The sequence below is a fragment of the Streptomyces sp. V4I23 genome (assembly GCF_030817975.1).
Taxonomy (GTDB): Bacteria; Actinomycetota; Actinomycetes; order Streptomycetales; family Streptomycetaceae; genus Streptomyces.
Genome location: NZ_JAUSZW010000004.1, coordinates 7538082 through 7560722 on the forward strand (window position 1 = coordinate 7538082; position 22641 = coordinate 7560722).

The window sequence follows — 22641 nt, forward strand, 5'->3', positions numbered from 1 at the left end:
CTAGGCGCGATCCACCAGCGCTGGGACCGACAAACCCGTTGCATTCGACCGGGGCCCCTCGCGGTCGCCGCCAGGGCCGCTGACGTTGGTCATCACTTCGCCGCCCCAGCGGCATGCGCTGGACGGAGCCTTGAACCAACTCGGCTGAGTGGAATCCGCCCGAGACCACTCGAAGTGACAGTGGTGCCACATGTGTTGCACACGATAGTGTCACTCACACCGGCGCTGAGCTGCACAAAGTGGTCCCCACTCGCCTCGCGCCACACGGTTACCCCCAGAGAAGACGGCAGACCTGCTTGGCGGCTTCCACCTGCACGAGGGCCGGTGCGCCAGTGCCGATGGGGAAGAACAGGTCGGGATCCTCGTTCCTGCATGCCGCGTACTCACGCCAGTTCAGCACGTGCGTCTCTCCCTTCCGGGATCGGGTGGCGCGGCGCTCCTCGCCGCGCCTCCTGTTGCGGGTGACCGGACAGGCCGGCCGCGAAACACGTCGGTGCGCTTCGGCGGCCTGGGGGGAGACCCGGCCTCGTCGGCTTGAACTGCCGACAGCGGAAAGGAACTTCACACCGAGTCCCATGAGATGACCGCCGGCGAGTGTGGGGCGGCGGGGGTGGGGTAGATGACACCGCGGGGCCCCGCCGCGTTCCCCCGTCGCGGCGGGGCCTTGTGCTGCCGTCGCGCCCCTGTGGCGCGCTGTCGCTGTCGTATCGCTCCGCCCCGGCTCCGCCGACCGTTCGTACGCACCTCTGTCCAAGCGCTGGTCCGGACCCGCTCACGACTTTCCGAGCGCTTCCTTCCGTAGGAGGTCGACAAAACCCGGAGTGTTCTCGGTGGTGCGTACGTCGATGCACGCGCGTACGTGACCGGTTCCGGTCGCCTGGCGGAGCAGGGCGTCGCCGAGGTCCGCGCGGGAGGTGTAGCGGCCGGGGAGGCGTGCGGTGGAGGTCCGGTAGTGGCTGACGGTGTGGGCGTCGAAGAGGCCGGCGGGGCGGACCACGGTCCATTCGCGGCCGCTGTCGCGCACGATCCGTTCCATGCGCCGCATGTCCTCGTAGACGGTGCGGCCGATGGAGCGCACGACGAGCGGCTCGACGACCTTGCGGAAGAGGAGGCTCTCGCCGGGTGCCTCCGTGTCGAAGAGGACCGTGGAGGTCACGCAGACCAGGCGCCGGACGCCATGCCTGGTCATGGCGTCGACGATGTGGCTGATGCCGCGGGAGTAGACGGTGACGGGGCGGCGGGTGTAGGGCACGCCGAGGGTCGAGATCACGGCGTCCTGGCCGGCGACGACCTGCTCGACAGCGGCGGAGTCGTACACGTCCGCGCCGATCACCCGCAGGCGCGGGCCGTCGAGGGGAAAGGCGTCGGGGCGGCGTGTGACGGCGGTGACCGTGTGCCCTTCGGCGATGGCCTGGGCAGTGGTCCGGCGCCCTGTCGGTCCGTTGGCTCCGAAGACGGCGAGCTTCACGTGCTGTCCCTCCTGCGGTGGTGGAGACCCTGGCCATGGCATCGGTGGTGGCACGGCCGGGTCGTCACGACGGTCTTGCTGTCAGGAGGGTCCGAGGGGCGGTGGGTGTGACATCCCGGGTCCGCGCCGAGAGGCGGACCACGATGGGGGCGGATGTCACACTCGGGCCGGTGGGGCGCCTCTTGGGTGTGAGCGCAACACAGGAGGCCTGTCATGTCGGACAGCTCGAGGGACAGCACATCCGGCAGCGCTGCCCGCGCCCCCGGGGACGCCCCGACGCAGGTATTCGTCGAGCATCGGGAGCTGCTGTTCGCCGTCGTTTACAACATACTCGGCAGTGTCGCCGACACCGAGGACGTGCTCCAGGAGACCTGGCTGTCATGGGCGGGCAGCAGTGGCCGCCGGTCCTCGGCGGCGGAGATCGGGAACCCGCGCGCCTATCTGGTGCGTATCGCGGTGAACCACGCGCTGGCCTGGCGGGCGAGGATCAGCCGTCGGCGCGAGACCTACATCGGACCGTGGCTGCCCGAACCGCTGATCACCCCAGAGGCCGCGAGCCCGCGCGACGACACCACCGACACGGCCGAGCGGGCGCTGCGCACCGAGGCGGTGTCGATGGCGCTGCTGGTCGTGATGGAGACCCTCAGCCCTCTGGAACGGGCGGTGTTCGTCCTCCACGAGGCGTTCGGTTTCGCCCACACCGAGATCGCGGACATCCTCGACCGCAGCCCGGCCGCCGTGCGCCAGCTCGCCCACCGGGCCCGTGAACACGTGCAGGCGCGCCGGCCCCGCTACCGAGCGCACCCGCGCATTCAGCAGCAGGTGACCGAACGGTTCGTCGCCGCGGCACTCGGCGGCGACGTCGCCACGCTCATGGAGATCCTTGCGCCGGACGTGACCCTGTGGACCGACGGCGGAGGCAACGCGCGCGCGGCACTCCGCCCCGTCCAGGGCCGCCAGAAGGTCGCGCGCCTGCTGGCGGGCTACGCCTCCCGCCCGCCGCGCGGCCTCGATGTGCGCTATCGCCGCGTCAACGGCGCCCCGTCAGCGGTGATCTTCGCGGAGGATGCGCCCTACGCGGTGATGGTGATGGACCTGACGCAGGAGGGCGACCAGGTCTGCGACGTCTTCCTCGTCACCAACCCGGAGAAGCTCTCCGCCGTCGAGCGGGACGAGGAAGCGGCGCCCGAAGCGTCCCCGCGAGCGAGGGACGAGGACGGGACGGCGGGGCCTTTGGGCGCCGACTGATGCGCGGACCCCCGAGACCGGGCAGTGTCCGAGCGGCGTGGCCGGGCACGGCCGGCGCTCGAGCCGGACTGGGCGGCGCGCATCGGGGCACCCGTCCCGTCACACCGGAAACGGACGGAGTCGACGGCGATGACATCACCGTCGGCCGGCCTGTCGGGCACCGGCGGGACGGAGCACCGTCGTGCGTCGGCCGACGAGCCGATCACGGCCCGAGTGTGATCCGCTCGACGGGCCCTGGCCCTTCAGAAAACCCCCGTCGCACCCGTAGCGTTGCGGCCGGGTCGAGCGCTCGGGCATCCCGCCCGGCGTGGTCCGCGGGAGCGGCCCGGACCCGTGTGGCACGACAGAGGCGTCGCCGACACCATGGTGTTCGTCACCGGCAGGCTGAAGGGATCCGGAATGTTCCGCAAGGTGCTGGTCGCCAACCGTGGGGAGATCGCGATTCGCGCGTTCCGCGCCGGTTATGAACTGGGTGCGCGCACGGTCGCCGTCTTCCCGCACGAGGACCGCAACTCGCTGCACCGGCTGAAGGCCGACGAGGCATACGAGATCGGCGAGCCGGGACACCCGGTGCGGGCCTACCTGTCCGTGGAGGAGATCATCCGGGCGGCACGTCTGGCCGGTGCGGACGCGGTCTACCCGGGGTACGGGTTCCTGTCCGAGAACCCGGAACTGGCCCGTGCCTGCGAGGAGGCGGGCATCACGTTCGTGGGCCCGGACATGCGGACCCTGGAGCTGACCGGGAACAAGGCGCGTGCCGTGGCCGCCGCCCGCGAGGCCGGCGTACCCGTGCTCGGCTCGTCGGAGCCCTCCACCGACGTGGACGAACTGGTCGCGGCCGCCGAGGGCATCGGCTTCCCGGTGTTCGTCAAGGCGGTCGCCGGCGGTGGTGGGCGCGGCATGCGGCGCGTCGAGGACCCGTCGACGCTGCGTGAGGCCATCGAGGCGGCGGCCCGTGAGGCCGCATCCGCGTTCGGCGACCCCACCGTCTTCCTGGAGAAGGCCGTCGTCGACCCCCGGCACATCGAGGTGCAGATCCTCGCCGACGGGCAGGGCGACGTCATCCACCTCTTCGAGCGCGACTGCTCGGTGCAGCGCCGCCACCAGAAGGTGATCGAACTCGCGCCCGCCCCGAACCTGGACCCGGCACTGCGCGAGCGCATCTGCGACGACGCCGTCAAGTTCGCCCGCCGGATCGGCTACCGCAACGCGGGCACCGTGGAATTCCTCCTCGACCGCGACGGCAACCACGTCTTCATCGAGATGAACCCGCGCATCCAGGTCGAGCACACGGTGACCGAGGAGGTGACCGACGTCGACCTGGTGCAGGCGCAGCTGCGCATCGCCGCCGGCGAGACGCTGGCCGACCTCGGCCTGACGCAGGACGCCGTCGTCCTGCGCGGCGCCGCGCTGCAGTGCCGGATCACCACCGAGGACCCGGCCAACGGCTTCCGCCCGGACACCGGCATGATCAGCGCGTACCGCTCGCCGGGAGGTTCGGGCATCCGCCTCGACGGCGGCACCACACACGCCGGTACGGAGGTCAGCGCCCACTTCGACTCGATGCTGGTCAAGCTGACCTGCCGGGGAAGGGACTTCAGAACCGCGGTCAGCCGTGCCCGGCGCGCGGTGGCCGAGTTCCGCATCAGGGGCGTGTCCACGAACATCCCGTTCCTGCAGGCCGTGCTCGACGACCCGGACTTCCGGGCCGGGCACGTCACGACGTCCTTCATCGAGCAGCGGCCGCACCTGCTCACCGCGCGCCACTCCGCCGACCGCGGCACGAAGCTGCTCACCTACCTCGCCGACGTCACGGTGAACAAGCCCCACGGCCCCCGGCCCGACCTGATCGCGCCGACCACGAAGCTGCCGCAGCTGCCCGCCACCGAGCCGCCGGCCGGCTCCCGGCAGCAGCTCACCGCGCTCGGCCCGGAGGGCTTCGCACGCCGGCTGCGCGAGTCGCCGACCATCGGCGTCACCGACACCACCTTCCGGGACGCCCACCAGTCGCTGCTCGCCACCCGGGTCCGGACCAAGGACCTGCTCGCCGTCGCCCCTGTGGTGGCGCGCACCCTGCCGCAGCTGCTGTCCCTGGAGTGCTGGGGCGGGGCCACCTACGACGTCGCCCTGCGCTTCCTCGCGGAGGACCCCTGGGAGCGCCTGGCCGCGCTGCGCGAAGCCGTACCGAACATCTGCCTCCAGATGCTGCTGCGCGGCCGCAACACCGTGGGCTACACCCCGTACCCGACCGAGGTGACGGACGCCTTCGTGCAGGAGGCGGCCGCCACCGGAATCGACATCTTCCGCATCTTCGACGCGCTCAATGACGTCGGACAGATGCGGCCCGCCATCGACGCCGTACGCGAGACCGGGTCGGCGGTCGCCGAGGTGGCGCTGTGCTACACCGGCGACCTGTCCGATCCGTCGGAGCGGCTCTACACCCTGGACTACTACCTCCGGCTCGCCGAGGAGATCGTGGCCGCGGGCGCCCACGTCCTGGCCGTCAAGGACATGGCCGGGCTGCTCCGCGCCCCGGCCGCCGCCACGCTGGTGTCCGCGCTGCGCAGGGAGTTCGACCTGCCGGTGCACCTGCACACGCACGACACCGCGGGCGGCCAGCTCGCCACCTACATCGCGGCGGTCCAGGCCGGTGCGGACGCCGTGGACGGGGCGGTGGCCTCCATGGCGGGCACCACCTCGCAGCCGTCGCTGTCGGCGATCGTCGCCGCGACCGACTACACCGAGCGGCCGACCGGACTCGACCTCCAGGCGGTCGGCGACCTGGAGCCGTACTGGGAGAGCGTCCGCAGGATCTACGCACCGTTCGAGGCCGGTCTCGCCTCGCCGACCGGGCGCGTGTACCACCACGAGATCCCCGGCGGCCAGCTCTCCAACCTCCGCACGCAGGCGATCGCACTCGGACTCGGCGACCGCTTCGAGGAGGTCGAGGCGATGTACGCCGCCGCGGACAGGATGCTCGGCCGGCTGGTGAAGGTCACCCCGTCCTCGAAGGTGGTCGGCGATCTCGCGCTGCACCTCGTTGGCGCCGCCGTGTCCCCGGAGGACTTCGAGGCGGAGCCCGGCAGGTTCGACATCCCGGACTCGGTCATCGGCTTCCTGCGCGGCGAGTTGGGCAATCCGCCGGGCGGCTGGCCCGAGCCGTTCCGCAGCAAGGCGCTGGCGGGCCGCGCCGAGCCCAAGCCGGTGCGGGAGCTCACCGCGGAAGACCGCACGGGCCTCGAGAAGGACCGGCGGACGACGCTCAACCGACTGCTGTTCCCCGGACCGGCGAAGGAGTTCGAGACACACCGTCAGACCTACGGCGACACCAGCGTGCTCGACAGCAAGGACTTCTTCTACGGGCTGCGCCCCGGAAAGGAGTACTCCGTCGACCTCGGACCGGGCGTGCGGCTGCTCATCGAGCTGGAGGCCATCGGCGAGGCCGACGAACGGGGCATGCGCACCGTGATGTCCACCCTGAACGGCCAACTGCGGCCGATCCAGGTACGCGACACCGCGGTGGCCGCCGGCGTACCGGCGACCGAGAAGGCCGACAGGGGCAACCCGGGGCACGTCGCCGCGCCGTTCGCCGGCGTGGTGACGCTCGCGGTCGCCGAGGGCGACGAGGTGGAAGCCGGTGGGACGGTGGCCACCATCGAGGCCATGAAGATGGAGGCGGCGATCACCGCCCCGAAGGGCGGGAGGGTGACCAGGCTGGCCATCACCCGTATCCAACAGGTGGAAGGCGGCGACCTCCTCGTCGAAATCGCGTGAGCCGTCCATCGGGGCCGTCGCCGGTACGCGGTCCTTGGGGCCGGCGGGCAACCGGCCGGCCGGGCGGGCGGTCGACGAGGCCGTGGACCTGGTGTTCGCCGGGGCCGCCCGCGCCGTAGCTCCGTCAGGAGGGCCTTGCGCCACTCCGCCAGGAGGACGGCGTGGCCCCGGTACGCGCCGCTGGAGCGGTGCGTACCGGGGCGCGGGCGGCAGCCGGGGGAGGACGACCGCCGGGCGGCCTCGTCCTTACGCCTGCGCGGCCGGAGTCACCTCGCGCGGCGGCGTGCGCTTCCTGCCAACGCCCGGTCGAGCCCGGCCACTCCGAGCGCTGCCAGGGCGACCTGGACGAGGCATTCGAGCCAGTCGATCCCTCGGGTGTCGGCGACACCGAGGGCGGACGCCACCAGCGAGCCGACGAGAGCTGCGGCCGTACCGACGACGAGCGTCCACAGGACCCCGATGTGCTGGCGGCCGGGCAGAACGAGCCGTCCCAGCAGGCCGATCGTCGTGCCGATGACGAGAGCGGTGAAGAGTCCGGAGATCTCCATGGCAGATGGCCTCCTTCAACGTCGCGGCCTTCGCCTCGGGTACCCGCGGGGGCCGTGGGGATTCGTCGACGGGCAGGCGGGGCCTCGCCGTTCATGACGGCGAGACGGCAGATGAGGGTCTGTCACCCGAGGCATGGAGCAGGGAGCGCACGGAAGTGGGCGTCGGCTTTCCGCCGCCGGATTCGGCACGCCGCGACGTCACGCATACGTCCGGTTCGTATGGGCAGGCGAACCGGCGTCATGCAGTGCGGAAGAGCGTTCGGCGAGAGATCTTCCCCGGGCGCTCGGACCCTGACAGGCAACTGACAGGCAAGGAGAACGTCATGACCGCTGAAGGCAACGGCTCCAGGAACTCCGGTGCCGCGAAGGCCAGGAAGAGCACCGGCACCCGGTCCGCCGCCTCCCATGGGAAGCAGGCTGCCGCAGCCACCGGCAAGCAGGCCGGATCCGAGGCGAAGACCGCCGCCGCCGAAGCCGAGTCCGCGGCGCAGGATGCCAGGAAGTCCGCCTCTGCCACCGTGCGAGCGGCAGGCGAGGCCACCAGGCGTGTGGGGCGCGCCGCCGCCGCGGGTCTCCAGACCGGGCAGCAGGCGGTGACCGCCAACGCCGCGCAGGCCGCCACCGCCGCGGGTACCGCCTGGGAGGCCGTCAAGCACAGGAAGGCGATCGCCGCCGGGGCGGCGGCGGGCGTCGCGGGTGTCGCCGGGGCCGCCTTCGCCCTGGGACGAACCACGGCGAAGCCCCCCACCGGCCCGTTGACGCGTCTGGCCCGCGGCCGGATCTGACCGCCGTCGCGCTCGACGAGCGTCCTCGCGTCGGTCCGAGCCCGCGGGGGAGCGGACCCCGGGGGAGTGGTGCGGACCCCGCCACGCCACGCAGCCGTCCCGGCGGCCGGGCGCCTTGCTCTGTCAGTGGCGGCTGAGAAGCTTCCGGCATGGACGAGCAGATCATGCGAGGGCGGGTCTACGGGGCCGACCACGACGATCCCGACGCCGGCAGGCGGCCCGGGCGCGTCTATGCCGACCTGGTCGGCGGTCCGCTGGACGGCCTGTTCCTGGACGTCACCGGATGGACAGCCGAGCGGCTCCGGCAAGGCGCGGCACTGACCACCGAACTCGGCCGCTACGGGCCCGGCGGGCGGGCCCTGTACGGGCCGCGTCCCGGTGATCCCCAGCGGTTCGACTGGGAGGGCGACAGCCCATGACGGCCCGGGCCGCCGCGTCGCCGCTGTGGCCGCCGAGAGCGCCGGTGGGGCTGGGTCTAGGGTGAGGGGAGAAGCCCGCGGGAGCACCCGGAGCTGTGATGCACCGACATCGCCCCGACCCGCCCGAGAGTGCGCACCAACTCCTGATCACTCTCGGGCAGCTCGTCGATCAGGCCTTGGAACGGATCAAGTTCCAGCGGGCCCGCGTCGAGCTGGCCATGGCTCTGCAGCGTCACATGCTCCCGCCAGGGCTGCCGGAGCTGCCGGGGCTGCACTTCGCCGCCAGATACACGCCGTCACGGGACGGTCTCGACGTGGGAGGCGACTGGTACGACGCCTTCGTGATGAAGGACGGGTCACTGGCGTTCGCGATCGGTGATGTGCAGGGACACGATGTGGAGGCCATCGCCTTCATGGGGCAGGTGCGCACCAGCCTGCGAGCCGTCGCCGAGGCGACCAGCGACACCCGCGAGGTGCTGAGCCGCGCCAACGACGTGCTGATCTCGATGGGGTGCGGCCTGTTCGCCACCTGCTGCTTCCTGCGTTTCGACCCGGTCAGCCGTGACCTGACGGTGTCCCGGGCCGGCCACGTCCCGATGGTCTGGGCGACGGCGGGGGGCGAATCCGGCGTAGCCCTCGACCGCGGTGGGCCGCCGCTCGGGATCGTGCCGGGCGAGCGCTATCCGGTGACCCGTCGGCGTCTGACGGAAGCGGGAGTGCTCGTCCTGCTCACCGACGGAGTGGTGGAAGGCCCCGGCTACCCGATCGAGGCCGGCTTGGACGAGGTGGCCAAGCTGGTACGCGCCGGGTTCGACGCCGACCCCGAGGTGCTGGCCTCGGCCGTCGTCAAGGTGGCCGACCTGACCGGCCACCGTGACGATGCCGCGGTCCTCGTCGTGCGTTACGACGGCCCGCCGGACTCCGGCTGACCTCGCCGCACCGCCAGGAGTCGCCGGGGAGCCGGGACGAGCGCAGACTGCTGTCGTGCGCAGTGCGGACATCGGTCGCTACGGGGCTGCTGCTCTGCGGATCCTCGTCGTTGCGGCCGTCTACTACGGGGCCGCGCGGATCGGGCTTCTTCAGCAGCTGGTACGCGACCAGGTCACCCCCCTGTGGCCACCGACCGGCGTCGCGCTGGCCGCGCTGCTCGTCCTGGGGCTGCGTGTCTGGCCGGGCGTCGCGCTCGGTGCGTTCCTGGTGAATGTGTCCCTCGGACCCTCCGTTCCCGCGGTGCTCGCCATCACCGCGGGCAACACCCTGGCGCCGGTCTGCGCCTGTCTGATGCTGCGCAGAGCCCGGTTCCGGGTCGAGCTGGACCGCCTGCGCGACGTACTGGCCCTGGTCTTCCTCGGCGCTCTCGCCGGGATGCTGATCAGTTCGACCATCGGCAGTGGCGCATTGGTCCTCTCCGGGGCGCTGGAGCCGGGCGAGTTCTGGCCGACGTGGTCGGTGTGGTGGACCGGCGACGCGATGGGGGTCCTTGTCGTCGCGCCGTTCCTGCTCGTGCTGCGGGGAGCCCGGTGGCCGCGGCGGGCAGGGCCCGGCCGATGGGCCGAGGGGGCGGCGCTGGTGGCCGCGACGGTCGTCGTCACGGGTCTGGCCACGCGCACGCCGCACACGACCCTGCTCTTCCTCGTCTTCCCCGTGCTGATCTGGGCGGCCCTCCGTTTCCAGCTGGCCGGCGCCGCACCGTGCGCGCTGGCGGCGTCCACGCTGGCGATTCTGGCCGCGACCGGGGAAAGCGGACCGTTCGCCGATCAGGACCTGTTCTCCAGCATGGTCACGCTCCAGGCGTTCAACGGCACGACGGCGCTCACGGCTCTCCTCCTCGCAGCCGTCATCACCGAACGCAACAGGACATACGAGGAGATCCAACAGGTCTGCACACGGTTCTCCGACATGGTGGCCGAGATGGAGCCGCGCTCCGAGTCCTACGAGTTCCCGCGCGAGCCGCGCTCCGGGTCGTACGAGTTCCCGCCCCGCCGGCTCCCGCCGTGAGCCGTTCCGGGCCCACAGGGAGCCGTTTTCGCCCCCATCAGCGCGGCGCAGCTGCTGCCCCGGGCGACGACGGGCGTCCGCAGGACCGGCCGTTCGGCGTCACACTGCTGCCCCGGGGGATCCGTCGACGTGAGGCACGCTGACGCCCTGCTGGAGCGCCTCGCGCAGGTCTGCGGAGATCTCGCCCGTCGCGGCCCAGCGGATGACGAGTTCCGCCACATGGGGCACGGGTACGTCCATGCGGCGCGACGCGTCGACGAGGGCGGCCCGCCCCTCGGCCGCGCCCACCTTCGACGTGGCGGCGATGATGCCGCTCGCTTCGGCGATCATGGCGTCGGCACCGACGGCGTCCCTGACCCGGCCGAGGACGGTTGTGGCCTCGCCGTCGCTCCCGGGCGTCTCGTGGGTGCCGCCGGCGGCATCGTGCGCGTGGTCGGCCGGGCCGGGGCGCCCGACGGGCTCCCGGTGGCCGGTGACGACGATCCGGCGCTGCCCCGGCTGCTCCTCCACCGTGAACCCGGCGTGCGTGAGCGCCGCGGTCACCGCGGTGTGCAGCGCACGGAGTATGCCCTCCAGCCTGGGCGGCCCCTCGCGCCGGTGGCCGCGGACCAACTCGCCGCGGGCGCGCAGGTCGAGGGGATCGGCCCAGCTCACGACGACGCCGCCCGGGCCCGGCCGTACGGTGAGGCCCGAGATGTCCGGCCGGTCGGGCGCGCAGATGTCGAACCCCTCGGCGGCCAGGGCGTCGCACACCGCGGCCAGCAGGTCGTCGGGGCCGGCGTCGGTCTCGTCCTGCGGAGCCCGTTGTTCCAACAGGCCCGTAGCGCCCCGTAGTTCCAGCTGGCCGGCGACCGGCGGCGACACCGCGACCACGGCGAGCGTCCGTCCGGCGTCACGGGCGCGTGTGAAAGCCTCCGTGAGCACGCGCACCGTGGAGGCGTCGCACGAGGAGACGCCGCTGAGATCGACGTCGAGGCCGGAGCCGGCGTCCAGCGCGGCGGTCAGCGTCTCGCGGAACGTGTCGGCGGCTTCGGAGCCGACCTCGCCCGTGACGGTGGCGAGGGAGCGACCTCGTCCGCTACCGGTCACCGTCACCGCGAAGCGGGAACTGTCACGAGTGGTCATGCGCAGTTCCTCTCCGGGCGGAGCACCTGCCCTCCCATGCTCGGACGCGCCCGTACGGCCGTCAAGACACCTGAAACGTATTTCCGGTTTTTGGATGCCTGTATGGAAGGTCGTACGATCGGTGTATGGAGATGTCCGGCCCCTCACGCAGTACCTGGACTTTCGTCACCAATCACACCCGTGTCCTCACGGCGATCGCCCGCAACCCCTGGATTCGCATCCGCGACCTGGCGTCGGCGCTCGACCTCACCGAACGGACCGTGCAGGCGCTGCTCTCCGACCTCGAGCAGGCCGGCTACCTGACTCGCACGCGCGAGGGCAGGCGGAACAGGTACCAGATCGACGCCGGAGGAAAGTTCCGCCATCCCGCGGAGGGCGACCGGCCGATCGCCCCGCTCCTGGCGTTGCTGACGGACGCGCCCGGTCCCTTGCCCCACCGCACCGGCGACGACGAGCCGGGCGAGCGGGACCGGAGTGCCGACTGACGTCAGCCGGTCACGATCTCGGTGTCGTAGAAGCAGAAGTGCCCCTTGATCGAGGCGACATCGGGCTTGGGGTCGAGGTACGCCCAGACGAGATCGGCCGCCCCCGGCCGGGACCAGTAGGAGGCGTCCCCCTTGTACGGGCAGTGGGTGCGCGAGTCCGACGGCGTCAGCAGTTCGGTGTTCACGTCGTCGGGCGGAAGGTAGTAGCGCACCGGCAGGCCGGTCTCGTGAAGGAGCAGCGGGCGGCGGCTCTCGGCCAGGACCGTACCGTCGTGAACCACACGGACATGCTGCGTGCCCTGCTCGATCGTGATGCGATGACCCGGCGACATGTGCTCTCCTTCGGCTGCGCGGTACCGAACGGCGGTGCTGTGGAAGGCCTTGGGAATGGCAACGTCGCCGAGGCCGCAGGTGTTCCCGGGCGGGTGCCGATTGCGGCGGCAGACCGCCGGACCTAGCCTGAACAGGTGAGGATCATGCCTGATTCGGCGCATGTTTCCCCAGGTCCGATGCGCCGCGAGGAGCCGCGGCCGTGACGACGCCCGCCGCCGGATGGCTGCGACAGCGGTGGGTGTGGTGGTTGCCGGTCGTCGCCGTCGTGGCCGATCTCGTCGTGGAGTTCGCCCTGCAAGGACGTGAGCCCGTCAGCTTCCTCCTCATCGGCGTCCCGCCGCTCGCGGCCGCGACACGCGGCCCGCGCGGCACCGCGCTGTCGGGTGTCGTCTGTCTGGGACTCCAGATGTTCTTCGCCGCCCGCCGCCCGGGCCACTTCGACGAACAGCACCATGTCGCGCTGTACGTCGCCACCCTGCTCATCGCCGTCGCGAGCACTGCCCTGTCCTGGCAGCGACAGCGCGTCAGGGAACATCTCATCCGCGCCAACTCGGTCGCCGAGGCCATGCAACGCGCGTTGCTGCGGCCTGTACCGCCGGCCGTCGGGCACATCCGCGCGGCGGGCTTCTACTCGGCCGGCGAAGGAGGCGCGCTCGTCGGCGGCGACCTCTACGACCTGTGCGAGACGCCCTTCGGTGTGCGCGCGATCATCGGCGACGTGCGCGGCAAGGGGCTCGGCGCGGTGCAGACGGTCGCCGCCGTCCTGGGGAGCTTCCGGGTGTCCGCGCACGAGTGGCGCGACCTGACCAGCCTGGCGGAACGGCTGGAGCTCAGCATCGCCCGCAACAGCCCGGCCGGTGAGGACACCGATCCCGAACTCTTCGTGACCGCGCTGGTCCTGGAGTTCCCGCCCGCGGGCGACGAGGTACGGATCGTCGACCGCGGTCATCCCCCGCCCGTCGTCGTCGGCCCGGACGGTGCCAGGCGGCTCACCACCGCCCCCGCGCTGCCGCTCGGCCTGGGCACGATGGTGCCCGGCGCGGCGGCGACCGCGACGACGCACAGCCTGGGCCCCGGCGAGGTGCTCGTCGTGCACACCGACGGAATCAGCGAAGCGCGGGACGCTACCGGGGTGTTCTACCCGGTCCTCGACCGGCTCTCGGGCCGGTTCGGCGGCGGCCGGGAGCACGACCCCGCCGATGTGATGTCGTTCCTGCGGGCCGACGCCGCGCGCTGGTCGCACGACTGCGACGACGACCAGGCGGCGCTCGCGCTCACGCTCGCGGGCGGCAGGCCGGACGGTGCGGGGCCGGACCGGTGGGGTCCGTGACGTGGGTTCCGTCGTGGCCGACGGGGATGTGGCCCGCTCAGAGGACCGCGATGCCCAAGGGGCGTTCGCCCGCCGGCACGCGGCGGGTGTCGCCCGAGTGCAGGTCCACGACCGTGATGCCGTTCCAGTAGCCGTCGCGCGTGAACCCGCCCGTGACGTACGCCGTGCGGCCGTCGCGGGAGACGGCGACGTCCTCGTGGGGTCCGTCGAGAGGGACGATCCGCTCGCGGCCGTCCGGGTCGCGCACCGTCAGCGACGGGCCCTTGTCGCTCGTCGGGTCGATGGGGCACGCATTTGCGGCAGGCATCCTGGAGCTCCGGTGTCCACCAGCCCCCCGAACATGGCGCGGTGGAGCACTTCGACGTGCCTCGCCAGGGTGCGCCGCAGCGCGCCAAGTCCAGGCATGGCGTAGCTTCTCGCCGACCTCGTCACACTGAAGGCCGCTACAGGAGCCGGCCCGCCGGACGGCGCTGCACCAACTGCGCGGGGTGAGCAGCGCGGCGACCGAACCAGGACTGGGGCCGGGCTGCGAGCTCGCCGAGGACGGCCTGGCCGGACAGGGCGGCCTCTGCCGGGGGCGGCCCGTGAGCAGGGCGTAGGCGGTGAGGCAGACGCCCCCGGGCACCGCGGTGGCGAGCGCGGGGTCGGCGGCGTGGGGCCGCGCTCCGTCGGGCGACCAGCCGGATCACGTCCCGGAACGGTCCAGCTCCTCGTCGAGGGCCAATGCCGCGTTGATGAGCGCGAGGTGGGTGAAGGCCTGGGGGAAGTTGCCCAGTTGTTCGCCGGTCGGGCCTATCTCCTCGGCGAAGAGGCCGACGTGGTTGGCGTAGGTGAGCATCTTGTCGAAGGCGTAGCGGGCCAATCCCAGGCGGCCGGCGCGAGCCAGAGCTTCCACGTACAGAAAACTGCACAGGGAGAAGGTCCCTTCGCTGCCGCGCAGTCCGTCGGGTGAGGCGGCCGGGTCGTATCGGTGGACGAGGCTGTCCGAGACCAGTTCCCGCTCCATGGCGTCCAGGGTCGACAGCCAGCGGTGGTCCTTCGGGGAGAGAAAGCCGACGGAGGGCATCAACAGCAGTGCGGAGTCGAGGACTTCGGCTCCGTAGTGCTGGACGAACGCACCGCGACGAGTGCTGTAGCCCCGGTCCATCACCTGGTCGAAGATCGCATCGCGCGCGGCGGTCCAGCCGGCGACATCGGCCGGCCGTGCCACCTGCGCTGCGAGGCGGATACCACGGTCGAAGGCCACCCAGCACATCACCCGGCTCAAGGTGAAGTCCTTGCGGCCGCCGCGAGTTTCCCAGATGCCCTCGTCGGGACGGTCCCAGGCGTGCGCCAGCCAGTCGAGCAGCGCGCGCAGGTGCTGCCAGCCGTCGTACCCGGCCAGCTGAGCGACGTCGGGCGCATGGGTGAGAGCGAAGACCACTTCGCCGTAGATGTCGAGCTGCAGCTGGCCGGCCGCACCGTTGCCGATCCGGACCGGCGCCGAGCCACCGTAACCTTCCAGATGGCCGAGGACCTCCTCGGCGAGGTGCGGGTCGCCGTCCACCCGGTACATGACCTGGAGCGGCTCACCGGTCACCGTCGGGCCCGCGGGTATCCGGGCGCCGAGCCAACGCCGGAAGGCATCCGCCTCTGCCTCGAACCCGAGGTCCAGCAGCGCCTTCACCGACAGCGCCGCGTCACGCACCCAGGTGTACCGGTAGTCCCAGTTGCGTTCGCCGCCCAGCTGCTCCGGCAGGCCCGCGGTGACCGCCGCGACGGGCGCGCCCGTGGGTGCGTACGTCATCAGCTTGAGTGTGATCGCGGAGCGGTTGACCGGCTGCTGCCAGCGGCCCCGGTACCGGCTGCGGTGAAGCCAGCGGTGCCAGTAGTCGTAGGTGGAGCGGAGCTCCCGCTGGATGCCTTCCTCGGTGAGTGGCGCGAGCGGCCCGGGAGGGCCGTCGCACACCGTCAGGACGGCGGCGGCACGCTCGTCCTGCCGGAGCACCACGTCCGCCCGCACGTCCTGCCCGTCACGCTCGAGCGTCATCGGCCCGACGACCTGGAGGCAGGCGGTCTGGTCGGGGCCGCGGAAATACGCCATCCCCCGCTCCAGCACCAGGTTGTGTCCGGCGCGCCCGTAGTCGAACCGGGGCCGGCACGCCAGCCGGAAGCCGACCGTGCCACGGGTCACGCGCATGACGCGGACGATGCGGTGCCGGTCCGCCGGGGCCTCGGCCTCACCCAGCGGCATGAAGTCGATGACCTCCCCGACTCCGTCGGCGGTCATCAACCGTGTGACCAGGATTGCTGTGTCCGCCAGGTACAGCTGCCGTGTGGTGGCACCGGACGTCTGCGCGGTGATCGCGAAGTGACCGCCGCGGTCATGGTCGAGCAGCCCCGCGAACATGCTCGGTGAGTCGAATCGTGGTGTGCAGAACCAGTCGAGCACCCCCTCGGAGGTCACGAGCGCGGCCGTGCGCAGGTCCCCGATGAGCCCGTGATCCGCGACAGGCGGCCAACGAAGCATGGCGGTCCCTTCACGACGTCACCCGTTTCCTACGGTACGTCGGGACGTTTCGTCGGGCATGCGGGCGTCATCGGGGGCGTTGCGACGCGGGCCGCGACGCATGCGGCGGTTCAGCCGAAGCCGACCGTCAGGTGGAGGGTGCCGTCATGCGGGATGCGCAGCAGATGGGCGCGCCGCGCGCCGCCGCGCAAGTACGTCGTCGGCATCGCGGTGAGACTCGCGGTGCGCACGGCAGCCCACCGGATCTGGACCGTGGTGCTGCCCCGGCGCAGTGTGAGGCCGTCCGCGGCGGCCGTCGTGGCGGAGCCGTAGGACGCCGCGGTGCCGTCGGTGAAGGTCACCCGGTCGGCCGGGTGCACGACCAGCGGGATCAGCTCGGTCGCCGCCGAGCCTGTGGTCACCACACGGCGCACCGTCTGCCGGGTGACGGTGACCTCGGTGGTGATCGCCGAGTCGGGTGTGCGGTACCGGACCCCGAACGGGGCGTCGGACGACGGGTCTTCGCCGGTCCACGGTCGCGCGTGTGCTCCGGCGACGTACTCGGCCGCCAGGTTGCCGTCGGCATCGAGCCGTCCGTCGGCGAGCTGCGTGGCCCAGCAACCGGCGTCGCCGTTCAGCGAGTACACGACCATCCCCGCGTCGGGGTGCCAGAGGAAGGACAGGCCGGAGCGGACCAGAGACGTGGCCCGGTGGCCGAAGAACGCTCCGAGATAGAGGCCCGGGCGCCGGACGAACAGGAAGTCCTGGCCGCCGTCGCGGCGGAGTTCCACGAAGGTGTCCCGCTGCAGATAGGGCAGCTCGGTGATGGCGGCCTGCTTGTGTGCACGGGTGGGAAAGGCTTCGCCGTACGGCACGTGCGCGATGATGCGCGGTGAGGTGTTGCCGCGCTGCAGCGCGGGCACGGGCGCCGGGTCCGCGGCCCAGGCGGCGCGTGCGGCGGCCCGGTCCTCACGGGCCGTGAAGAACGGCGCCAGGCCCGGCGCGCCGGGCACGAAGAGCGAGCCCAGGTGGGTGCGGTCGGGCTCACGTATCTCGTCGTCGAGGGCGCGGATGCCGGTACGCGCGGACGCGGCGACGTTGGTGAACCAGCCCGAGCCGTCGGGTTCGCGGACGAGGTTGTAGCCCAGCCACGGCGCGAAGCCACGTGCCATGGACAGCATGGCCGGCTCGTCCATGAGGTGGTGGATCTCGGCCATGTCCGGCAGCATGACCTCGAAGTTGTAGCCGACGTCCATCCCCCGGGGCTCGTAGAAGAAGCCTTGCGGGCTCTGCCCGTGAGCGACGACGAAGGCGATGCGTTCCGCCAGCCGCTCCTGCAGGGCGGGCTCCGGATCCAGGTCCAGGCACAGTGCCGCCCCGGCCAGGCCGGCGATGTGCTGGTTGGCGTACTTCAGGGGCGACTCCCAGACCGTGGTGTTGCCGGGGTCGAGGAACCACTGCATCGCCTTGCGCAGAGCGGTCCGGATCTCGGCCTGCCGGGTGGGCAGCGCCCCGGTGGTGCGCAGATTCTGCAGTGTCTTGCTCAGGTAACCCAGGCCGAAGCCGGTGGCGGCACGGGAGTGCTCGGTGGGCCGGTACTCGGGCCAGGAGCCGTCGTCGTGCTGCAGGCGCAGGTAGTGCTGGAGCGCCGCGTCGAGGCGGGCCAGCAGTGCCGGGTCGCCTGCGTACGGGTTCCACGGCCGGGGATGCGCGTGGAACCAGCTCAGTGTGTACACGTGCTCCTGGATGCGGGCGTTGTACGGCACGTTCGGCGTGCGCCACCAGCCGCCGGTGAACCAGCCGTAGGTGGCGGGGTCGGTGTCCTCGATCTCGTTGGCCATCGGGGCGAGAATCACGAGATACGGCGCGAACCGCTGCTCCTCGGGAGCGAACAGTGTGCGGTCGGGGGCGCCTTTCGGCAACGGTTCGAGGAGCGGCAGTCCCGTCCTCGTCAGGCCGGCCGCCTCGGCGGGCAGCGCGGTGAGCAGTGCGGCGCCGCCGACGGCGCCGAGCAGGGCGCGACGGCTGAGGCCGGGGAGGCCGGGACCTGGGGGAGGGCACGGGTCTGTCGGGTGACGCACTGTTGTCTCCTTCGAAAAGAGGGCCTCAGTCGCGGGTGAACTCGGCGAGCAGTTCGAGCAGTTGCGAGCGCGGTACGCAGGAGTCCAGGCGGAACGAGCCGGCGAGGTCCTCGATCCCGGCGTCGTCGAGGGAGGAGAAGAGGGCGGCGAACTCCTCGAGCATGGGCTCGCCGAGAAGAAGTTCTCGGACCAGCCGGCGCACGTACCAGCGCCGGCCGAACGGGGGCGGGTCGAAGTCGGGGTACTCGGCGGCGAGCAGTTCGTCCAGCGGGGCGAGGACGTGGGCGATGCCGTCCTCGCCGGTGGACCAGGGCTCGGTGCCCAGCCGCTCCTTCTTCTCCCTGATCGGTCGCAGCAGCCGGGACCAGGGCGAGTCGGGGTCGAGTGTCACCAGGCCGGACAGGTGGGTGTCCTTGTACGTCCAGATCGACCAGCTCGCGCCGTGCTCCTGGTAGATCTCCAACTGATCGCTAAGGACCGCGTAGCGGTGTTTGTCGACCGCCAGGTCGCCGGAGTAGACCGGCCCGAACTCGCCGACCCACACCGGTGTCCCGGTCCGGCGGGAGTGCGCGGTCCGCTCCAGGAAGCGCTCCTCCAGGGCGGCACGGTCGACGTACTGGCCGCGTACGTCGCCGGGATACGTCGTCGCGTCGCGGATCCCCGCAAGGGCGTAGTCGTGCACCGAGTAGACGGTGTTCTCGTACGAGTCGCCGATGACATCGAAGTCGTTGGCGTAGCGGTTGCCGTCGAGGAAGATCACATGGTCGGGGTCGACGGCTCGCACCGCGGTGGTGAGCCGCTGGTAGAACGGCCCGACCACGTCGCCCGTGGGGTCGCCGGGCTCGTTCAGCAGGTTGTACCCCGCGATCTCGGGACGGCCGCGGAAGTGGTCGGCAAGAGCCTCCCAGATGGCCACGAGCTGGTCCTGGAAGTGGCGATGGCGCCACAGCCACGCATGGTGGGTCGGGTTGTCGCTGTGTTCCGACTGGTTCTGGAATCCGGGCGCGGCATGCAGGTCGATGACGGTGTAGAGGCCGTGCCGGGCGCAGGCGTCGACGGCGGCGGTCAGGCGCCGCATGCCCTCCTGCCGGATGTCGAAGGGGTTGGAGTCGTCGGCGAGGTGGCGGTAATTGACGGCGATGCGTACGCAGTTGAGACCGGTACGGGCGATGAGTGCGGCGTCGGCGTCGGTGAAGAACTCGTCGAGGATGCGGTCGAAGAGCCGGTCGGCCCGCTCCGCGCCCATGGTGCGGCGAAGGGCGTCCCGCGCCTGGTGCTCGGTGCCCGGGAAGCCGTTGAGGAAGTTCTCCATCATCATCCAGCCGCCGAGCCCGACGCCCCGCAGCGTCACCGGTTCCCCGGAGGGAGTGGTGAGGCGGTCGCCGGTCACTTTCAACATCTTCATCGCTAACCCTTCAGACCGCTGTTGACAATGGACTTGATGAACCACCGCTGGGCCACCATGAACACGGCGAGCACGGGCATGACCGTGAGCGTGCTGGCCGCCAGCTGCACGTTCCAGACCGGGCTCCCCTGGGCGTCCACGATCTGGGTGAGGGCGAGCGGCAGTGTGAACAGCTCCGGGGTGCGCAGGAACACCAGCGGTTCGAGGAACGAGTTCCAGCTGTGCAGGAAGGACAGCAGCGCCACGGCCGACAGCGACGGACCGGCGAGCGGCAGTGCGATCTTGAAGAACAGACCGAAACGCCCCAGCCCGTCGAGCCGTCCGCTCTCCTCCAGTTCGGCGGGCAGACCGAGGAAGAACTGCCGCATGATGAACGTGCCGAAGACGGCGTTGCCGCCGAAGACCGCCGGCAGGATCAGCGGCCAGTGGGTGTCGGTCCAGCCGATCTCGGAGAACAGCCGGAACAGCGGGACGATGACGACCTCGCTCGGCATCAGCAGGGCGGTGAGCAGCAGGACGAACATGATGCTCCGGCCGGCGAAGCGGATCCGGGCGAAGGCGTAGCCCGCCATGGCCGAGACCATGACGCTGCCCGCGGAGACCAGGGCCGCGATGTAGACACTGTTGAGGTACTGCTGACCGAAGGGCTGGTAGTCGGCGATACGGGCGTAGTTGTCCCAACGCCACTCCCCGGGCAGCAGGGACGGCGGGTAGGCGAAGATCTCCGAGATCGGTTTGAGCGAGCTGCTCGCCATCCACAGGAGCGGCAGGACGAACGGCACGGCGAGGGCCAGCATCAGCGCGTAGAGCAGGGACCGGCGTACGACCGGTCCCCACGGGCGGCGCCGTGGGAGACCCAGGGTTTCACTGCTCATGGAACACCCACTTCTTGCGCAGCCACCACTGCACAGCGGTGAGGATCAGGACGGCGACGAACAGCACCACCCCCAGCGCGCTCGCGTAGCCGAGGTCGAAGAACTTGAATGCCTGCAGGTAGATGTAATAGGCGAGCACGGTCGTGGAGTTGCCCGGACCGCCGACTGTCAGCACCAGGATCTGGCCGAAGACCTGGAGCGAGCCGATCACGGTGACGATCGCGGTCAGCAGCATCGTCGCGCTGATCATCGGCAGAGTGATCCGGCGGAAGACGGTCCAGGGGGAGGCGCCGTCGACAATCGCCGCCTCACGCATCTCCGTGGGGACGGCCTGCAGGGCGGCCAGGAAGAGGACCATGTTCACGCCCACGCCCTTGAGCACCTGCACCAGGATCACCGAGAACATCGCGGTGTCCGACTCCCGCAGCCAGTTGGGCCCCTCGATGCCCACCGTGCGCAGCAGCAGGTTGACGCCGCCGTCGTTGCTGAGCAGGAAACCCCACACCACGGTCCACGCGATGATCGACACGACCGTCGGCGAGAAGAAGATCGCGCGGAACACGACGGTGCCGCGCAGGCCTTGGTCCAGCAGTACGGCGAGGAGCAGGGCGAGGCAGATGTTGAACGGCACCAGCCCCAGGGAGAACACGGCCGTGTTCCTCGCCACCTCGACCGCGAGCGGGTCGTCGAGCAGCCTCTGGTAGTTCTCGCCGCCGACGAAACTGATCTCACCCGTGAGGTTGTTGTACTTGGTGAGGCTGTAGTGGACGACGGCGACCAGCGGACCCAGCACGAAGGCGGCGAATCCCAGCATCTGCGGGGCGACCAGCACGTACCCGGCGAGCATGTCCCACCGGCGCCACCGCGGTGTCCGGCGCTTGCCGCCGTCCTTGCGCACCGGCGCGCCCCCGGTGGGGGCAGGGGCGGGCCGGGACGGTGGCGCGGAGGCCTTGCGAACGAGGAGACTCACGACCCGGTCCGCAGGATCGGCTGGATGGAGGTGCACAGGTCACGCAGGACCTTGCGGGTGTCGGCCTTCGGCTTCCAGGCGGCGTCGAGGCCGGCCCGCGTCTGCTCCGAGAGCTGGGCGTACCCCGTGTGTCCGGGGCGCACGGTGCCGGACTTCAGCGAGTCGACGATGACCTCCTGGAGCTGGTCCTTGCTGAGCAGCGGGTTCGTCTCGGCGAGGGTTTCGGCCGTCAGCAGCGAGGCGCGCGGCGGCGGGAAGAACCGGGCGAGTTTCGCGGCGTTCTCCGTGTTGGTGGAGTACAGGAAGAACTCCTTGGCCAGGTCCAGGTTCCTGCCCTTGGCGAAGACCCCGAGACCCGCCTGCCCGATCACCTGGCGGTCGCCGGCCGGTCCGGAGGGCAGGGGCACCGCGCCCCACTTCCACTTCACGTCGGCGAGCGGACCGATCTTGCTGACCTGGAAGATGACCATGGCGCTCTCACCGGAGAAGAAGTCCGCCTGCTCGCCGGGAGCCGGCGTGGACCGGTCCCTGAACGCCATGGACCGCAGGAAGTCGATCGCATCCGTCATCTTGGGATCGGAGAACCCGCAGGTGTCGTCGGGCGTCCACGGCGCGGCACCGTACGCGCCCATGATCGGGTAGAGCCTGTCCCACTGCTTGTACTCGAACTCGTGGATCACCAGCCCGAACCGTGCCGCCTTGGCGTCGGTGACCTTCTTCGCCGCCTCCGCCAGGGCGTCCCAGGTCCAGGCGCCGTCCGCGACCAGCTCGGCCGGGTCGGCCGCCCCGGCCTTCGCCAGGACGTCCGCGTTGTAGAAGACGGCGAAGGGAGAGCTCGAGAACGGGTACGCGTACAGCGACTTGCCGCGCCGCCACTGGTTCAGCAGAGCCGGTTCCAGGTCGTTGTAGCGGTAGTCGCCGTCGGCCTTCATGTCCGGCGCCATGTCGACGAGGGTCTTTGCCTCGATGAAGTCGGCCGCGTTCGTCTCCAGGATCCAGCCCAGGTCGGGCGGGTTGCCCGAGGCGAGCTGGGTGGTCAGGGCCGTGGTGTAGTCGGCGGGGTTGAGCGACTCGAAGGTGACGCTCTTGACCTCGGGGCGCTCGGCTTTGAACGCCGCCCCGATGCTGTTGAGCAGGGCGAGGTGGTCCTTGTTCGCCGTCCACACGGAGATGCGGAGGTTGCCGTCGCCGGCGACCGTCCCTCCGCCGCTCCCACCGCCCGAGCAGCCGGCGGCGAGAGCGGCCACGCCGGCAGCGCCGGCCGCGATGACGGAGCGTCTCGTCGGATTCATGTCCAGACTCCTTGCGG

General features: G+C 71.2%; 18 protein-coding genes and 2 pseudogenes. 8 read left to right on the forward strand and 12 right to left on the reverse strand.

Going from position 1 to position 22641, the window contains the following annotated elements:
* Positions 1–283 precede the first annotated feature (283 nt).
* Both QFZ82_RS36610 and QFZ82_RS36615 read right to left on the reverse strand, forming a co-directional pair.
* Positions 284–400: pseudogene (locus QFZ82_RS36610) on the reverse strand (WhiB family transcriptional regulator); the annotation flags it as partial.
* Positions 401–772: 372 nt separating this feature from the next.
* Positions 773–1468 carry an NAD(P)-dependent oxidoreductase gene (locus QFZ82_RS36615; protein ID WP_307717226.1) on the reverse strand — a complete coding sequence of 232 codons (696 nt, stop codon included), beginning with the start codon at positions 1466–1468 and terminating at the stop codon, positions 773–775.
* Between the two features lie 213 nt (positions 1469–1681).
* Between QFZ82_RS36615 and sigJ the strand changes: the two genes are divergently transcribed.
* The gene (sigJ, locus tag QFZ82_RS36620) at positions 1682–2716 is read left to right on the forward strand and encodes an RNA polymerase sigma factor SigJ (protein ID WP_307717227.1); all 1035 of its coding nucleotides are present in this window, start codon (positions 1682–1684) and stop codon (positions 2714–2716) included.
* Between the two features lie 399 nt (positions 2717–3115).
* Complete coding sequence (locus QFZ82_RS36625; RefSeq protein WP_307717957.1) at positions 3116–6490, forward strand: pyruvate carboxylase; 3375 nt, start codon at positions 3116–3118, stop codon at positions 6488–6490.
* A gap of 266 nt (positions 6491–6756) precedes the next feature.
* Here the strand turns inward: QFZ82_RS36625 and QFZ82_RS36630 are convergent, their stop codons facing one another.
* Entirely contained in the window at positions 6757–7038 is a 282-nt protein-coding gene (locus QFZ82_RS36630) for a GlsB/YeaQ/YmgE family stress response membrane protein (RefSeq protein ID WP_307717228.1), read from the reverse strand.
* A 323-nt stretch (positions 7039–7361) separates the two neighbouring features.
* Between QFZ82_RS36630 and QFZ82_RS36635 the strand changes: the two genes are divergently transcribed.
* The 4 genes from QFZ82_RS36635 to QFZ82_RS36650 all read left to right on the forward strand — a co-directional run bounded on the left by QFZ82_RS36635 (position 7362) and on the right by QFZ82_RS36650 (position 10240).
* A complete protein-coding gene (locus QFZ82_RS36635; protein WP_307717229.1) occupies positions 7362–7823 on the forward strand; it encodes a hypothetical protein in 462 nt (153 codons plus the stop codon).
* Positions 7824–7972: 149 nt separating this feature from the next.
* Positions 7973–8242, forward strand: coding sequence for a hypothetical protein (locus QFZ82_RS36640; RefSeq protein WP_307717230.1), 270 nt, complete (start codon positions 7973–7975; stop codon positions 8240–8242).
* A 98-nt stretch (positions 8243–8340) separates the two neighbouring features.
* Positions 8341–9171 (forward strand): PP2C family protein-serine/threonine phosphatase, encoded by an 831-nt coding sequence (locus QFZ82_RS36645; RefSeq protein ID WP_307717231.1) that lies wholly within the window; start codon positions 8341–8343, stop codon positions 9169–9171.
* 55 nt (positions 9172–9226) lie between these two features.
* Positions 9227–10240 (forward strand): MASE1 domain-containing protein, encoded by a 1014-nt coding sequence (locus QFZ82_RS36650; RefSeq protein ID WP_307717232.1) that lies wholly within the window; start codon positions 9227–9229, stop codon positions 10238–10240.
* A 99-nt stretch (positions 10241–10339) separates the two neighbouring features.
* Here the strand turns inward: QFZ82_RS36650 and QFZ82_RS36655 are convergent, their stop codons facing one another.
* Complete coding sequence (locus QFZ82_RS36655; RefSeq protein ID WP_307717233.1) at positions 10340–11365, reverse strand: STAS domain-containing protein; 1026 nt, start codon at positions 11363–11365, stop codon at positions 10340–10342.
* Between the two features lie 125 nt (positions 11366–11490).
* On the opposite strand from QFZ82_RS36655, the gene QFZ82_RS36660 reads away from it, so the two are divergent.
* Entirely contained in the window at positions 11491–11850 is a 360-nt protein-coding gene (locus QFZ82_RS36660; RefSeq protein WP_307717234.1) for a winged helix-turn-helix domain-containing protein, read from the forward strand.
* A gap of 2 nt (positions 11851–11852) precedes the next feature.
* On the opposite strand, the gene QFZ82_RS36665 is transcribed toward QFZ82_RS36660, so the two are convergent.
* On the reverse strand, positions 11853–12182 hold the full coding sequence (locus QFZ82_RS36665) for a DUF427 domain-containing protein (RefSeq protein WP_307717235.1): 330 nt from the start codon (positions 12180–12182) through the stop codon (positions 11853–11855).
* 200 nt (positions 12183–12382) lie between these two features.
* Between QFZ82_RS36665 and QFZ82_RS36670 the strand changes: the two genes are divergently transcribed.
* Positions 12383–13513 (forward strand): PP2C family protein-serine/threonine phosphatase, encoded by a 1131-nt coding sequence (locus QFZ82_RS36670; protein ID WP_307717236.1) that lies wholly within the window; start codon positions 12383–12385, stop codon positions 13511–13513.
* Positions 13514–13550: 37 nt separating this feature from the next.
* Here the strand turns inward: QFZ82_RS36670 and QFZ82_RS36675 are convergent.
* From QFZ82_RS36675 to QFZ82_RS36705, 7 genes and pseudogenes are all read right to left on the reverse strand, one after another.
* Positions 13551–13802 (reverse strand): annotated as a pseudogene (locus QFZ82_RS36675) (hypothetical protein); the annotation flags it as partial.
* Positions 13803–14198: 396 nt separating this feature from the next.
* On the reverse strand, positions 14199–16022 hold the full coding sequence (locus QFZ82_RS36680) for a glycoside hydrolase family 15 protein (RefSeq protein WP_307717237.1): 1824 nt from the start codon (positions 16020–16022) through the stop codon (positions 14199–14201).
* Between the two features lie 110 nt (positions 16023–16132).
* A complete protein-coding gene (locus QFZ82_RS36685) occupies positions 16133–18082 on the reverse strand; it encodes a hypothetical protein (protein WP_307717238.1) in 1950 nt (649 codons plus the stop codon).
* Between the two features lie 25 nt (positions 18083–18107).
* Entirely contained in the window at positions 18108–19487 is a 1380-nt protein-coding gene (locus QFZ82_RS36690; RefSeq protein WP_307717239.1) for a cellulase family glycosylhydrolase, read from the reverse strand.
* Between the two features lie 2 nt (positions 19488–19489).
* Positions 19490–20362: a carbohydrate ABC transporter permease gene (locus QFZ82_RS36695; protein WP_307717240.1), complete on the reverse strand. Its 873-nt coding sequence runs from the start codon at positions 20360–20362 to the stop codon at positions 19490–19492.
* Positions 20352–21332, reverse strand: a complete 981-nt coding sequence (locus tag QFZ82_RS36700) for a carbohydrate ABC transporter permease (protein ID WP_307717241.1) — start codon at positions 21330–21332, stop codon at positions 20352–20354. The genes QFZ82_RS36695 and QFZ82_RS36700 overlap by 11 nt, the downstream gene beginning before the upstream one ends.
* Entirely contained in the window at positions 21329–22624 is a 1296-nt protein-coding gene (locus QFZ82_RS36705) for a sugar ABC transporter substrate-binding protein (protein ID WP_307717242.1), read from the reverse strand. Before QFZ82_RS36705 ends, QFZ82_RS36700 begins: the two co-directional genes overlap by 4 nt.
* Positions 22625–22641: the final 17 nt, after the last annotated feature.

Coding starts and splice junctions, on each gene's coding strand:
- sigJ (WP_307717227.1), top strand. CDS start 1,682: ATGTCGGACAGCTCGAGGGACAGCACATCCGGCAGCGCTGCCCGCGCC.
- QFZ82_RS36625 (WP_307717957.1), top strand. CDS start 3,116: ATGTTCCGCAAGGTGCTGGTCGCCAACCGTGGGGAGATCGCGATTCGC.
- QFZ82_RS36630 (WP_307717228.1), bottom strand. CDS start 7,038: ATGGAGATCTCCGGACTCTTCACCGCTCTCGTCATCGGCACGACGATC.
- QFZ82_RS36635 (WP_307717229.1), top strand. CDS start 7,362: ATGACCGCTGAAGGCAACGGCTCCAGGAACTCCGGTGCCGCGAAGGCC.
- QFZ82_RS36640 (WP_307717230.1), top strand. CDS start 7,973: ATGGACGAGCAGATCATGCGAGGGCGGGTCTACGGGGCCGACCACGAC.
- QFZ82_RS36645 (WP_307717231.1), top strand. CDS start 8,341: ATGCACCGACATCGCCCCGACCCGCCCGAGAGTGCGCACCAACTCCTG.
- QFZ82_RS36655 (WP_307717233.1), bottom strand. CDS start 11,365: ATGACCACTCGTGACAGTTCCCGCTTCGCGGTGACGGTGACCGGTAGC.
- QFZ82_RS36660 (WP_307717234.1), top strand. CDS start 11,491: ATGGAGATGTCCGGCCCCTCACGCAGTACCTGGACTTTCGTCACCAAT.
- QFZ82_RS36665 (WP_307717235.1), bottom strand. CDS start 12,182: ATGTCGCCGGGTCATCGCATCACGATCGAGCAGGGCACGCAGCATGTC.
- QFZ82_RS36680 (WP_307717237.1), bottom strand. CDS start 16,022: ATGCTTCGTTGGCCGCCTGTCGCGGATCACGGGCTCATCGGGGACCTG.
- QFZ82_RS36690 (WP_307717239.1), bottom strand. CDS start 19,487: ATGAAGATGTTGAAAGTGACCGGCGACCGCCTCACCACTCCCTCCGGG.
- QFZ82_RS36695 (WP_307717240.1), bottom strand. CDS start 20,362: ATGAGCAGTGAAACCCTGGGTCTCCCACGGCGCCGCCCGTGGGGACCG.
- QFZ82_RS36705 (WP_307717242.1), bottom strand. CDS start 22,624: ATGAATCCGACGAGACGCTCCGTCATCGCGGCCGGCGCTGCCGGCGTG.